Below are 13,397 nucleotides of genomic sequence, written 5' to 3'. Positions count from 1 at the left end.
TCAACGCCCCCTGTGATGGGCACCTCACCGACTGTCGTCAGCATGCGGTTCGGGGGGAGCAGACATGGGGGGACCACGGCCGCCTGAGGGCGGCGTGACGACCGCGGCGCCGACCGAGACCGTACCCGCCAAAGGCGGCCTGGGGCTGGGCGCCGCCATCGCCCTGGTCATCGGGAACGTCGTCGGCACCGGGATCTTCCTGCTGCCCGCCTCGCTGGCCGCGTTCGGCTGGGTGAGCCTGATCTCCATGGGCCTGGTCACCATCGGGGCGATCGCGATGGCGGTCGTCTTCGGCAGGCTCGGGGCGCGTGTGCCGGCGGCCGGCGGCCCCTACGCCTACGCGCGCGACGCCTTCGGCGAGTTCGCCGGCTTCTGGAACGCCTGGTCGTTCTGGCTGACCGCGTGGATCGGCAACGCCGCCATCGCCGTGGCCTGGGTGGGTTACGTGCAGTACTTCGCCAAGCAGGTCTTCGGCCTGGACTGGGGCGGCACCGGCACGGCCATCATCATCGGCCTCGTCGGGATCTGGATCCCGGCGCTGGTCAACCTCGCGGGCGCCAGGAACATGGCGTCCTTCCAGATCGTCACCACGATTCTGAAGTTCGTGCCGCTGCTGTTCGTGGCCGTCGTCGGGCTGTTCTTCATCGAATGGGCCAACTTCGGCGCCTTCAACGCCACCGGCGGGAACGTGATCGGGGCCATCTCCCTGGCCGGAGCCGTGGCGCTGTTCATCTACTCGGGCGTCGAGAGCGTCGCGATCGCCGCGGAGAAGATCAAGGACCCGGCTCGCAACATCGGCAAGGCGAGCGTCATCGGCGTGCTGGCCTGCGCGGTCCTGTACATGCTGAGCACCATCGCGGTCATGGGCACCGTGCCGCACGACCAACTGGTCAAGTCGAACGCGCCGTTCGCCGACGCGCTCAACCACATGTTCGGCGGCACGATCTGGGGCGTCATCATGGCCGCCTGCGCCATCGCCTCCGGCATCGGCGCGCTCAACGGCTGGACCATGCTGGTGGCCGAGATGCCGATGGCCGCGGCCAAGGACGGCATGTTCCCCACGGCCTTCGGCCGCATCTCCGGCCGTGGCGTGCCCGCCGCGGGCATCCTGGTCGGCACCGTCCTGACCTCGGTGATGCTGCTGCTGGGGTACGCCTCGGAGAACGCGTTCAACACGATCGTGCTGCTCGCCTCGTTCACCACCGTCATCCCGTACTTCTTCTCCGCGGCGGCCCAGATCTTCTGGCTGGTCACCGAGGGGCGCAAGGTCCAGGTGAAACGCCTGGCCCGCGACATGACCATCGCCACGATCGCGCTGCTGTTCGCGTTCTGGATGGCCTACGGCTCGGGGGCCGAGGCCGTGCTCGGCGGCACGCTGATGCTGCTCGTCGGGGTCCCTGTCTACATCTGGGTGAAATCACGGCGCAACGAATTCGGGCCGCGAGAGCTTCAAAGGGGATAATGAGCAATGACTTTTCACGTCGATTCCGAGGTGGGCAGGCTCCACCAGGTGATGCTGCACAAGCCCGAGCTGGCGCTCAAGCGGCTCACCCCCACCAACAAGGACGAGTTCCTCTTCGACGACGTCCTGTGGGTCCAGCGGGCCCTGGAGGAACACGAGGAGTGGCAGCAGGTGCTGCGCGATCGCGGCATCAAGGTGTACATGCTGGCCGACCTGCTCCGCGAGACCCTCGACATCCCCGATGCGCGCAAGCACGTGCTGGAGCACGTGATCGACGAGCGCTTCATGGGTCCGCTGGCCACCGACGCCATCCGCAACGCGCTGGACGCCATGCCCTCGGCCAAGCTGCAGCAGTTCCTGACCGGCGGCATCACCAAGGCCGAGATCATGGAGTACGGCGTCGACCCCAAGAGCGTGGCCTACCACGCGCTCGACCCGGAGGACTTCATCCTGCCTCCGCTGCCCAACCACCTGTTCACCCGCGACACCTCGTGCTGGATCTACAACGGTGTCTCGATCAACGCGATGCGCAAGAAGGCACGGCAGGCCGAGACGGTGAACCTGGAGGCCGTCTACCGCTACCACCCGACGTTCGCCTCGGGGTTCGGCAAGCCGGAAACGGGCGGGTTCAATGTCTGGATGCCCGGCACCGCGGTCGCGCCGGCCACGATGGAGGGCGGCGACGTGCTGGTCATCGGCCGCGGCGCCGTACTGATCGGCATGAGCGAGCGCACCCAGCCGCAGGCCGTCGAGATGCTCGCGCAGAACCTGTTCAGGTCCGGCGGCGCCAAGAAGATCGTGGCGCTCAACATGCCCAAGGCCCGGGCGTTCATGCACCTGGACACGGTCATGACCAACGTGGACGTGGGCGTGTTCACCAAGTACGCCGGGCTGGGGATGCTGCCGTCGTACACGATCGAGCCCGGTGACACCGAGAAGGAGCTCAAGGTCACCGACCACCCGGCCGAGGACATGCACAAGGCCATCGCCAAGGCGCTCGACCTGGACGACATCAAGGTCCTGACCGCCACGCAGGACGTGTTCGCCGCCGAACGGGAGCAGTGGGACGACGGGTGCAACGTGCTGGCCATCGAGCCGGGCGTGGTCGTCGCCTACGAGCGCAACACCACGACCAACAACTTCCTGCGCGACAACGGCATCGAGGTCATCACGATCAGGGGCAGCGAGCTGGGCAGGGGCCGCGGCGGGCCGCGCTGCATGAGCTGCCCGCTCGAGCGCGCCGGCATCTAGCGACATTCCATCGGGGGAAATCGTCATGGCGTTCAACCTGCGCAACCGCAGCTTCCTGAAGGAGCTGGACTTCACGCCGGCGGAGTTCGGCTACCTGCTGCGGCTGTCGGCCGATCTGAAGGCGGCCAAGTACGCCGGGATCGAGCAGCAGCGGCTCACGGGCAAGAACATCGCGCTCATCTTCGAGAAGACCTCGACGCGCACCCGGTGCGCGTTCGAGGTCGCCGCGCACGACCAGGGCGCGCACGTGACCTACCTCGACCCGTCCGGGTCGCAGATCGGGCACAAGGAGTCGTTCAAGGACACCGCGCGGGTGCTCGGGCGGATGTTCGACGGGATCGAGTACCGCGGCAGCAAGCAGGCCAACGTCGAGGAGCTGGCGCAGTACTCGGGGGTGCCCGTGTGGAACGGGCTGACCGACGAGTGGCACCCCACGCAGATGCTGGCCGACATGCTCACCATGGAGGAGCACAGCGACAAGCCGCTGAACCAGGTCTCCTTCGCCTACCTCGGCGACGCGCGCAACAACATGGGCCACTCGCTGCTGGTCACCGGGGCCATGTTCGGCATGGACGTGCGCCTGGTCTCGCCCAAGAAGCTGCAGCCCGACGCGAAGATGGTGGTCAAGCCCGCCAAGGACCTGGCCAAGGAGACCGGCGCCACGATCACCATCACCGACGACCTGGCCAAGGGCGTCAAGGGCGTCGACTTCCTCTACACCGACGTGTGGGTCTCGATGGGCGAGCCCGCGTCGGTGTGGGACGAGCGGATCAAGCTGCTCCTGCCGTACCAGGTCAACGACAAGGTGATCAAGGCCACCGGCAACCCCCGGGTGAAGTTCATGCACTGCCTGCCCGCCTTCCACAACAGGGAGACCAAGGTGGGCGAGGAGATCTACGAGAAGACCGGGCTCGACGCGCTCGAGGTGACCGAGTCGGTCTTCGAGTCGTCCCGCTCGATCGTCTTCGACGAGGCAGAGAACCGCATGCACACGATCAAGGCCATCATGGTGGCCACCCTGGGGGACTGATCGCGATGCGCGTGATCGTCGCCCTGGGGGGCAATGCACTGCTCGAGCGCGGGCAGAAGCCGGACGCGGAGAACCAGATCGCCAACGTCGCCGTCGCGGTCAAGACGCTGGCCAAGCTGGCCGAGAAGCACGAGCTGATCATCACACACGGGAACGGTCCACAGGTCGGCGTGCTGGCGCTGGAGAGCACCAGCGACCAGAACCTGACCAAGCCGTACCCGCTGGACACCATCGGCGCCGAGACGCAGGGCATGATCGGCTACTGGATGCTGCAGTCGCTGCAGAACGCCCTGCCGGGCCGCCAGGTGACGGCCATGGTCACCCAGACGCTGGTCTCGGCCGTCGACCCCGCCTTCGACAACCCGACCAAGTTCGTCGGGCAGGTCTACGACCAGAGCGAGGCCGAGAAGCTGGCCGAGGAGTACGGCTGGACGGTCAAGCCCGACGGCCAGTACTGGCGCCGCGTGGTGCCCTCCCCCACTCCGCAGCGCGTGGTGGAGACCCGGCTGATCCGCAAGATGGTCCGTGACGGCGTCGTCGTGATCGCCGGGGGCGGCGGCGGCGTGCCCGTCATCCGCGACGCGCAGGGCCGCCTGGCCGGAGTGGAGGCCGTCATCGACAAGGACCTGACCGCCTCGATGCTGGCCGAGGCGCTGGAGTGCGACGCGTTCCTGATCCTGACCGACGTGCCGCGGGTCATGAGGGACTTCGGCACCCCGCAGCAGGCCGAGATCGCCCACACCACCCCGCACGAACTGCGCGCCATCGACTTCCCCGCCGGCTCCATGGGACCGAAGGTGGAAGCGGTGTGCCGGTTCGTGGAGACGACCGGCGACATGGCGGCCATCGGCAAGCTCGACCAGGCCGAACAGATCCTGGAGGGCTCGGCCGGCACGATCGTCACGCCCGGCGCGACCTGGCCACTGGCGAGCACCCTATGACGATGACGCAGCGGCTGTTCCGCACCAAGCCCGCCGTGCAGATCGTGGCCGAGGGCGGCCACGGCGTGGGCGGCGAACTGCGCCGCACGATGACGCTGTGGCAGCTCACGCTCTTCAGCGTGGGCGCCACGCTCGGCACCGGCATCTTCGTCATCCTCGGCCAGGCCGTGCCGAAGGCGGGGCCGGCGGTGGTGTTGTCGTTCGTGCTGGCCGCCATCACGGCGCTGTTCTCGGCGCTGTCCTACGCCGAGCTGGCCGGGACGATCCCGGTGTCCGGCTCGTCGTACTCCTACGCCTACGCCACGCTCGGCGAGCTCGTGGCGTGGGTGTGCGGGTGGTGCCTGATGCTGGAGTACGCCGTCTCGGTCGCGGCCGTGGCGGTCGGCTGGGGCGAGTACCTCAACTCGTTCCTGGAGGGCCTGTTCGGCTGGAAGCTGCCGGACGCGATCACCCACTCCCCCGGCGACAAGGGCGGCGTGATCAACCTCACCGCCATCCTCATCGTGGTGCTGGCGTGCTGGCTGCTGCTGCGCGGAGCGTCGGAGTCGGCCACGGCCAACGCGATCTTCGTCCTGATCAAGGTGGCGGTCCTGGCCTTCTTCTGCGTCGTTGCCTTCACCGCCTTCCAGGCGGGGAACTTCACGCCGTTCGCGCCGCTGGGCGTGGCCGGTATCACGGCGGCCGCCTCGCAGGTGTTCTTCTCCTACATCGGCTTCGACGCGGCCTCGACCGCGGGCGAGGAGGCCAAGAACCCCAAGCGGGACCTGCCTCTGGCCATCCTCTTCTCGCTGCTGATCGTGACGGTCATCTACGTCCTGGTCTCCGTGGCCGCGATCGGCGCGATGCCCTGGCAGGAGTTCAATCCGGAGACCACCGAGGCCAGCCTGTCGCTGATCGTGGTCAAGGCCACCGGCCAGGTCTGGCCTGGCCTGATCGTCTCCTTCGGCGCGGTGATCGCCATCGCCAGCGTGGTGCTCACGGTCATGTACGGCCAGACCCGCATCCTGTTCGCGATGTCCCGCGACGGGCTCATCCCGCGCATCTTCGAGAAGGTCAATCCGCGCCGCCAGGTGCCCGTCGCCAACACGCTCATCGTGACGGTCTTCATCTCGGTCCTGGCCGGGTTCATCCCGCTGGGCCAGCTGGCCGAGGCCACCAGCATCGGCACCCTGTTCGCCTTCTTCATCGTCAACATCGGCGTGATCGTGCTGCGCTACCGCAGCCCGGAGCTGCCGCGCACCTTCCGCGTGCCGCTCTTCCCCGTCTCGCCGATCCTGGGTGCGCTCCTCTGCCTGCTGGTCATGGGCGGGCTGGCCGGGGTCACCTGGGCCGCCTTCGGCGTGTGGATGCTGGTCGGCCTGATCTGCTACTTCCTGTACGGCTACCGCCACTCCCGGCTGCACACCGAGGTGACCCCATGAAGCTGACGAAGGTGCTCGCCGGGTTCATTCCGGAGCCGAGGGGCCGCGACGGGCTGGCCCTGGCCACCCTGCTGGCCAAGCAGGCCGAGGCGGAGCTGCTGGTGGCGACCGTACAGCCGCCGCCGTGGACGACGCCGGGGCCCGGCAGGGCCGACGAGACCGCGTGGGTGGCGTTCCTGCGCGAGGAGGCCGACGCGACGCTGGCACAGGCGCGCGAGCAGGTCGGCTCCGACGCGGCGACGTTCATCGCCCATTTCGAGAAGGGCAGCGGGCGCGGGCTGAGCGAGGTGGCCCGCAAGCAGGGCGCCGAGCTGGTCGTCATCGGCTCGGCGCCGCGCGGCGCGCGCGGGCGCATCTCGCTCGGCAGCACCGCCGACCAGCTGCTGCACTCCTCCCCCGTCCCCGTCGTGCTCGCCCCCAAGGGGTACGGCGAGGCCGCCCCCACCGCGTTCGAGCGCGTGACCTTCGCCTACCGGCGCGGCCCCTCGTGCGATGCCGGGGTCACCGAGGCGGCCAGGCTGGCGGCGGCGCTGGACGTGCCGCTGCGGCTGGTGACGATGGTGGTCAGCACCGGCAGGAGGGCCAAGATCCACGACGAGATGCTGCTGCGGGTGCGTGAGCAGGCCGCGGCGGACCTCAAGATGGCCGCGCGCGGGCACCGGCGCGTCCAGGTCGATGTGGAGGTTCTCGACGGGCGTAATGTGTCAGGCGCGCTGGCCGCCACCACGTGGCTGCCGGGCGAGCTGATCGTCTGCTCCTCCAGCACCTCGGGGCCGCTACGGCGGGTCTTCCTGGGCGACATCTCGATCAAGATCGTCCGCGCTGCTCCCGTGCCCGTGCTCATCCTCACCCGGGAGCCCGTAACCAAGCGGTGACATCAATCGCGCCTCTCGGCAAACTCTGACGAAGTACTGTTACTGGTGGGACAACAGGGGCGATTGCGGCTTTCTATCTCGGACCGGATTCGGCATCTTTTTTCCAATCAGCTTGACCTTAGGCTTCCACCCCTTTACCGTCACTGTGCGTAACCACTCCGCGCGGCGTTCTGGGGTAAACCCAGAGCCATGGCTACCGATGGTGCCGAGCTCGGCACCACACCCCCCGGTGGCTCGGGCAAACGCCGCAAGGGAGCACAATCTACTGAGAGCGATACATACGAGAGCCGGGGGGCCACAGGATGCCGTCTGAGTACGCAAAGTCGCTGGGTGCACGACTCCGCGCCATCCGCACCCAGCAGGGCCTGTCCCTGCACGGGGTCGAAGAGAAGTCGCGGGGTCGCTGGAAAGCCGTGGTCGTGGGTTCCTACGAGCGTGGCGACCGCGCGGTAACAGTGCAGAAGCTGGCCGAGCTGGCCGACTTCTACGGGGTTCCGGTTTCCGAGCTGCTGCCCGGGGGTGCGGCGCCCTCGCCGCTCGGCCCGACGCCGAAGCTTGTCATCGACCTGGAGCGCCTGGCGACTCTGCCCAAGGAGAAGGCGGGCGCGCTGGCTCGCTACGCGGCCACGATCCAGTCGCAGCGGGGTGACTACAACGGCAAGGTGCTGTCCATCCGGCAGGAGGACCTGCGCTCGCTTGCCGTCATCTATGACAAGTCGCCCAGTGAGCTGACGGAGGAACTCATCAGCTGGGGCGTGCTGGACGCCGAGGCGCGCCGGGCCGTGGAGTCGTTCTAGTTCTCCGCATCTGAAGGGGGCGCCGGCGGTGAGGGCGTCCCCTTCTTGATGGCCTCCTCCCACGAGCGCAGGTAGTCGGCGTAACCGGCCGCGAAATGGTCCAGCGCGTGCTCGCCGTGCTCCGACAGGGCTGTCAGGTCGTAGGTGACCTCTACCCTGCCCTCCGGCTTGAGCAGGACCGATACGGTGCCCGCGCGGGAGCCGGGAGTGAGGCGGGCGTAGGAGATCCGGCGGCCCGGCTCGCGCTCCAGCACCACCCAGGTCGTCAGCTCGCCGTGGGCGTCGGTCTCGAAGACCGTGCCCGGCTCCGAGTCGTCCTGGGTCTCATGCGGGAAGCGCGGCTTCCAGCCTGGCGCCCACGCCTCCTCGCCGCGCGGCGTGAACAGCGCGAACGCCTCATCCGGGGGCAGTGGCACGACGATCTCGCCCGTCAGGCGGTGGCGGGTGCTCATTTCTCCACCAGCTTGTGCGCGTCCTCGGCCGTCAGCGTGAGGCCATAGACGGCCTTCAGTTGCTCGATCTTCTCCATCGTGGACGCCGAGAAGGGCGCCTTGCCCTCGAAGGCGTGCAGCGCGATGCCCTCGACCAGGTCGCCGAGGGAGATGTCGAGGTACTCGGCCAGGCCCTTGAGGGTCTTGAGCAGGTTCCGTTCGATGCGGAGGCCGGTCTGGGCTCTCTCGATTGTTACCATGGTACCAAGGTAACACCTTTTTCGAACCAGTGGTGTGCGTAGGGCTCGTCGTTGAACGGCTCGACCTCGCGGAATCCGGCCGCCCTGTACAGGGCGATAGCCTCGGTCAGCGTGCGGTTGGTCTCCAGGCGGAGTGTGCGGGCGGCATGCCGTACGGCTTGCGCCTCGAGCTCGGCCAGCAGCCGGCGGCCCAGGCCCAGGCCGCGCACGGACGGGGAGACCCACATCCGCTTGACCTCGGCGACGCCGTCGTCGTGCAGCTTGAGCGCGCCGCACCCGACGGGCTCGTCGTGCAGCGTGGCCACCAGCAGCAGCCCCCTCGGCGGCGTCAGCTCCTCATCGTCGGCCGAGATGCTCAGCCCCGGGTCGAACCCGGCCTCGAACCGCCTGCCCAGCTCGGCGAAGTACTCGCGGACGCAGTGCCGGGCGTCGGGATGGCGCGGGTCGGTCACCGCCACCCGCACCATGGACGCCACCAGCAGCCGCTCCACCTCGCCCATCGCGACCACCAGCCGCTCGCGCTGCTCCCCGCTGAGCGGGCTCAGCATTCCCGCGGCCAGCTCGTCGGACCGCTTGTCCAGCTCCTCCCGCTCGGCCAGGCCCGCCCCGGTCAGCCGCGCCGTCCTCACCCTGCCATCTTCGCCGCCCGCCTCGACCCTGACCAGCCCCTGCGCTTCCAGGGCCCGTAGCAACCGGCTCAGATACCCCGAGTCGAGATCCAGCCGAGCCCGCAGCGCCCGCACCTCGCCACCCTCCGGGCCGATCTCCCAGAGCAGCCGCGCCTGGCCCATAGGCCGGCCACGTGCCAGAAACGCCTCATCCAACGCCCCCACCCGCTGCGCGACCACCCGATTGAACCGCCGAACCCGCTCCACCAAGGCCTCGTCCATTTCTCTGACTTTAGTCAGAGACTCATCCCCTGTCTCGGCACAAACCACCCAAAAGCTCGCCGATGGAAAGCCCAACGACCAACCACGAGCCGACAACCCAAACGACCACCAACCAAGGGCAGCATGTACGAGCAGACGAGCCACCACGAGGCAGGCGAGGCCAAGACCTGTCGCGCGACCGAGCGCGGGTAACCACGTCTACGAGCGAGGCCACCGACGAGCTACCTCCTGGGGAACACGCCAACGACCGACGCCACCGACCCACCAACCGCATCTGCCGCGCAACCGCGTAGCGCGTGTAGCCCGCGCAACCTGCACAACCGCGCAGCCCGCACAGCTCGCGCAACCGCGTAGCCGCGCAGCCCGCACAACCGCGTAGCCCCGTAGCTTGTGCAGCCCACGCAACCACGCAGCTCGGCGACAGCCGCATCCCGCTATCTCAGGAGATGGCGGGAATCGCCGCGAGACAGCGGCCATGATCGATAACGTGCCGAGATGAGTGAAGCGTTTCCTCGCCACGTGCTGTGCGTGCTCAGCTCCGGGCTGGGCCTTACGGAGATGGAACGGATCGCGGCCGACTTCGGCGGCTTCGTCCTCGACCGCGAGTACTCCGAGGCCGAACCCGACCCTCGGATGCCCGAAGCCTTCGAGGCCAGCATGGCCGCAGCCTCGTTCGACGAGGAAGACTGGACCGCCGTCGAGTCCCACGACACCGTCGCCTACTTCCTGTCCGCACCGATGATGCGAGAGCTGGCACTCGACACTTCCCGGCGCCTGCTGGCGGCGACAGCCACTCTCCTGCGTTCCGGCGCCACAGCGGCAAAGAACGAGAGCAGCGGCATCACACACGGCCGAACCCGCTGGCTCGAACTGGCCGACCAAGCAAAGCACGCCACGGACGAGGCCCTGGCCGCCGCACTCATCGCCGCCTGGGTAACCCGCCCGATCTACGACGGCCAGGTGCTCTACAGCTGCGGCATGCACCTACTCGGCGCCCCCGAGGTAGAAATCGAGGTCGGCAATACCCCTCCACCAAAGAACCAACTACCCGACCTGATCGCACACCTGGACACGCTGGCGATCTACCTCCTGACCGACCCACGCGCGCCAGAGATCGAGGATGGCGCCGGATTCCGCATGACCGAATCCGCCCCCCGCTGGCTACTACACACCGGCACCAGCACCCGCCACCCCGAGGACGACCTGTCCTTCAACCCATACGGCTACGTCAGACTGACCCACCCCAACTGACACTGACAGGAAGACGAACCCCCACAGGAGCGCGAGCCACCGCCCGACGGACCACGACGGGGCCTACACGCGTGCACACGCCGCAAAGGCAAGTGGCCGCGAAGGACGAGCAAGCAAGAGAGGATGACGACTCGAGCCGCCAGATGGACGCGAGCCAGCGCCACCAGGGCTCGTAGGTGGACAAGAGCGGGCAGCCGGTGCTCACCGGCCCATCCGGCCGTTGCGCGCCACTCCGACCGTGACGGCACGACCCCCGCCTCCCCCGGCGCCCCGGATCCGAGTCGGGACCAACGAGCTCGCAGGCAGGTGGGGCGAGAGTGGACGGCGGGCTCGGGGTGGGGCAAGACCGCGCAGCGAACCGCGTCACGAGGCGGGCGCGAGTCAGCGGCCAACAGACAGCGGCGAGGCCCGAATGCAGGCACGCGCCCAGGGATGGGCGGCGGCCGAAACGCACGACGGAGCGCGAGTCAGTGCCCGATGGCTCGTGGCGGGGCCCATACGCGGGCACGGCCGCGCGGCGCGAGTGACCGCGAAGGACGAGTAGGGGCAACGTGGGGGTCGGCTCGAGTCGCGGGGCAGGTGCGAGTCGGGACCACCGAGCTCGTGGCCGGCGCGAGAGTGGGCAGCGACCGAGCTCGTGGGCGGGCGGGTCGGGAGCGCGAGCGCCAGTCGGCACCCGAAGGGCCGAAGCGTGGTCGAATTCGCTGGCACACGCCTCCGCGGAGGACAAAGCGGGCAGGAGAGGGTGGCGACTCGAGTTACCGGGTGGGCGCAGGTCAGTGGCCGGAGCTCATGGGTGGGGCAAGAGCGGGCCGAGTCGCGAGGCGGATGCGAGTAGGCGCCCTGCAGACCGCGGCGGGGCCCGTACACGGCCCACGCCGCGAAGACGGGTGACCGCGAAGGATGAGTGGGGGCGAGGTGGGGGCGGCTCGAGTCGCCGGGTGGGCACGAGTCAGCGGCGGCTCGGGAGTGGGGCCGCAGAGGTGACGGCTCGAGTCGCCGGGTGGGCGCGGGTCAGTGGCTGCCGGGCTCGGGGGTTGGGTGAGAGCGGGCAGCGGGCTGAGTTGCGTGGCGGGGGGCGGGTCCGTGGGGGTTAGCCGGCTAGGGGGACGTCTACGGGGAGTTGGGGTTGGGTGGGGATGCCGAGGAGGGATTCGACTGTGGTTACGAAGGTTTCGGCGTCGGCCAGGAGTTCGTCGGCGTCGGCGCGGGAGATGCCGCGGACGACGCCCGCCTCGGCGGCCGCGCGCTTGGCGGCGCTCACCGAGAAGTAGGCAGCCCACTCCGCCAGCTGCGGCTCCGCCTCGGGCAGGAGCTCCCAGGCGCTGCGCAGGCGGCGACGGCGGCCCTCCATGGGGCGTGGCCGGGCGGCCAGGATCGCGGCGGCCGCTCGCAGGGCCGCCAGGTGTGCCGACACATATCGTGAAGCCGGGGTGCGAGCCGTCGTCGCCTCTGCCAGGCAGGAACGTGAATCCGCCAGGTGTGCCCGGACCGCGGGCGACAACCTGGGCCCTTGCGTGTCACTGAGCCGTGGGGACATCTTGCGCGCCTCCTTGAGGTTCCGGCGTTCCCGCCGGTGGAGCCAACATTCGCAGACGCCACCGACATTTCCGCCGAGCAGGCCGGACGAGGAACCTCCCCCCGTCCGAGCAGGCCGGACGAGGAGCTTCCCCTCTCCCCGTCCGGCCAGGACACGCCCACTCGTCTCCGCCGACGACGAGGACACGCCCTTCGCCCGTGGAGCCTGATCGCGGGCCTCGCTTGGGGGAAGCGAAACCCCGCGACCAGGTCCTTCGACCGCGATCCGCGAGTCTCACGGTCACTAGGTCGAACATAATTTCGATCACCTTCGGTGTCAACCACTTCCACGAACACAGGTTCGATCTTTCGACCTCTCGAGGTACGGCACGCCTCCCGTTCCCCAGCTCACCGGCCCTCCACGGAACACCCGCCCTCGACGACACGCCGCCCCACCCCGGGCGCGTCGCCCACCCAGCCACCACCCCACCGAGCCGCCGATGCGCCACCAAAAAACCAGACACAGATACCCCCGACACCGACACCGACACCGACACCGACACCGACACCGAGGCACGGTCCCACGGGACGCGAACGTGGGACATGGACGCGCGAGAGCCCGCCCGCACAGCCCAGGACGAGGCGGCCAGCGGGCTCCAGCACGAGACAGCTGGCGCGCGGCCGGAGCCGGCAAGGGTGCGAGGGGCGGGGACCCGCTGGTGGGCCCGGCGCAGACGGGGCCGGGGGAAGAGCGGCGCGCGAAGAAGACGGGCGACGCGGACGGAAGGCGGGCGGCCAGGCAGCAGACGAAGCTCGAAGCAAGGGGCGACGAGCGGAGAGAGCGCGCGAGGCGGACAGCATGTCGAAGACAAGCGGCCGAGAGGGGGATGACGCACGGCCTTCGCGTGCGAGGAAGCGAAGTGCGGCCAGGGGCGGGCGCGGCCGCGCAGCAGAGGAGCCGAAGGGGCGGGGGCCAGAGAGGGCGCGACAGGCGAACGCGGGGCGGACAGCAGGCCAGAGACGGCGGCCGGGAGAGGGGATGACGCGTGGATGGAGGGGCGAGCGAGCCGGGAGTGGGGCCGGAGGTGGGCGCCCGGGCAGACGGAGCCGAGGCGCGGGGCGGCGGGAGGAGCGCGCGGAAGGAGGGCCCTTACGGGTATCAATGGGGTGGCCGATCCGGCCGGGAACGCCCATACCGGCATGACGATCTCCTGACTCTCGCTAGGCTCCCCCTTATGCGTGGCCAGGAACCCGGGTCTGAGCACGAGCG

The 13,397-nt window shown here is 69.1% G+C and carries 12 protein-coding genes; 8 read left to right on the top strand and 4 right to left on the bottom strand.

Annotation, left to right across the window (positions count from 1 at the left end):
- Nucleotides 1-64: 64 nt before the first annotated feature.
- The 7 genes from KIK09_RS55220 (at nt 65) to bldD (ending at nt 7,777) form a co-directional block, all read left to right on the top strand.
- Nucleotides 65-1,462, top strand: coding sequence for an amino acid permease (locus KIK09_RS55220; RefSeq protein ID WP_214327593.1), 1,398 nt, complete (start codon nt 65-67; stop codon nt 1,460-1,462).
- 6 nt (nt 1,463-1,468) lie between these two features.
- Nucleotides 1,469-2,713: an arginine deiminase gene (locus KIK09_RS55215; protein WP_214327592.1), complete on the top strand. Its 1,245-nt coding sequence runs from the start codon at nt 1,469-1,471 to the stop codon at nt 2,711-2,713.
- Nucleotides 2,714-2,738: 25 nt separating this feature from the next.
- On the top strand, nt 2,739-3,743 hold the full coding sequence (gene argF, locus KIK09_RS55210; protein WP_214327591.1) for an ornithine carbamoyltransferase: 1,005 nt from the start codon (nt 2,739-2,741) through the stop codon (nt 3,741-3,743).
- 5 nt (nt 3,744-3,748) lie between these two features.
- Complete coding sequence (arcC, locus tag KIK09_RS55205) at nt 3,749-4,684, top strand: carbamate kinase (RefSeq protein WP_214327590.1); 936 nt, start codon at nt 3,749-3,751, stop codon at nt 4,682-4,684.
- A complete protein-coding gene (locus KIK09_RS55200) occupies nt 4,681-6,105 on the top strand; it encodes an amino acid permease (RefSeq protein WP_214327589.1) in 1,425 nt (474 codons plus the stop codon). Before arcC ends, KIK09_RS55200 begins: the two co-directional genes overlap by 4 nt.
- On the top strand, nt 6,102-6,980 hold the full coding sequence (locus KIK09_RS55195; RefSeq protein WP_214327588.1) for a universal stress protein: 879 nt from the start codon (nt 6,102-6,104) through the stop codon (nt 6,978-6,980). The genes KIK09_RS55200 and KIK09_RS55195 overlap by 4 nt, the downstream gene beginning before the upstream one ends.
- A gap of 302 nt (nt 6,981-7,282) precedes the next feature.
- On the top strand, nt 7,283-7,777 hold the full coding sequence (gene bldD, locus KIK09_RS55190) for a transcriptional regulator BldD (protein WP_026214021.1): 495 nt from the start codon (nt 7,283-7,285) through the stop codon (nt 7,775-7,777).
- On the opposite strand, the gene KIK09_RS55185 is transcribed toward bldD, so the two are convergent.
- From KIK09_RS55185 to KIK09_RS55175, 3 genes are read right to left on the bottom strand one after another with little or no spacing between them, the layout of a single operon-like run.
- A complete protein-coding gene (locus KIK09_RS55185) occupies nt 7,774-8,229 on the bottom strand; it encodes an SRPBCC family protein (RefSeq protein ID WP_214327587.1) in 456 nt (151 codons plus the stop codon). The genes bldD and KIK09_RS55185 overlap by 4 nt on opposite strands.
- Nucleotides 8,226-8,468: a hypothetical protein gene (locus KIK09_RS55180; RefSeq protein ID WP_214327586.1), complete on the bottom strand. Its 243-nt coding sequence runs from the start codon at nt 8,466-8,468 to the stop codon at nt 8,226-8,228. Before KIK09_RS55180 ends, KIK09_RS55185 begins: the two co-directional genes overlap by 4 nt.
- On the bottom strand, nt 8,462-9,358 hold the full coding sequence (locus KIK09_RS55175) for a bifunctional helix-turn-helix transcriptional regulator/GNAT family N-acetyltransferase (RefSeq protein WP_214327585.1): 897 nt from the start codon (nt 9,356-9,358) through the stop codon (nt 8,462-8,464). Before KIK09_RS55175 ends, KIK09_RS55180 begins: the two co-directional genes overlap by 7 nt.
- A 495-nt stretch (nt 9,359-9,853) precedes the next feature.
- Here KIK09_RS55175 and KIK09_RS55170 point away from each other — a divergent pair, with 495 nt between their 5' ends.
- Nucleotides 9,854-10,609 carry a hypothetical protein gene (locus KIK09_RS55170; RefSeq protein ID WP_214327584.1) on the top strand — a complete coding sequence of 252 codons (756 nt, stop codon included), beginning with the start codon at nt 9,854-9,856 and terminating at the stop codon, nt 10,607-10,609.
- 1,093 nt (nt 10,610-11,702) lie between these two features.
- On the opposite strand, the gene KIK09_RS55165 is transcribed toward KIK09_RS55170, so the two are convergent.
- A complete protein-coding gene (locus KIK09_RS55165; protein ID WP_214327583.1) occupies nt 11,703-12,149 on the bottom strand; it encodes an SAV_6107 family HEPN domain-containing protein in 447 nt (148 codons plus the stop codon).
- Nucleotides 12,150-13,397 lie beyond the last annotated feature (1,248 nt).

The sequence above is a fragment of the Nonomuraea sediminis genome (genome assembly GCF_018531495.1).
GTDB classification, from domain to species: Bacteria; Actinomycetota; Actinomycetes; order Streptosporangiales; family Streptosporangiaceae; genus Nonomuraea; species Nonomuraea sediminis.
Note: the sequence above shows the minus strand (reverse complement) of the source record. Positions and strands in the feature narration are given on the sequence as shown.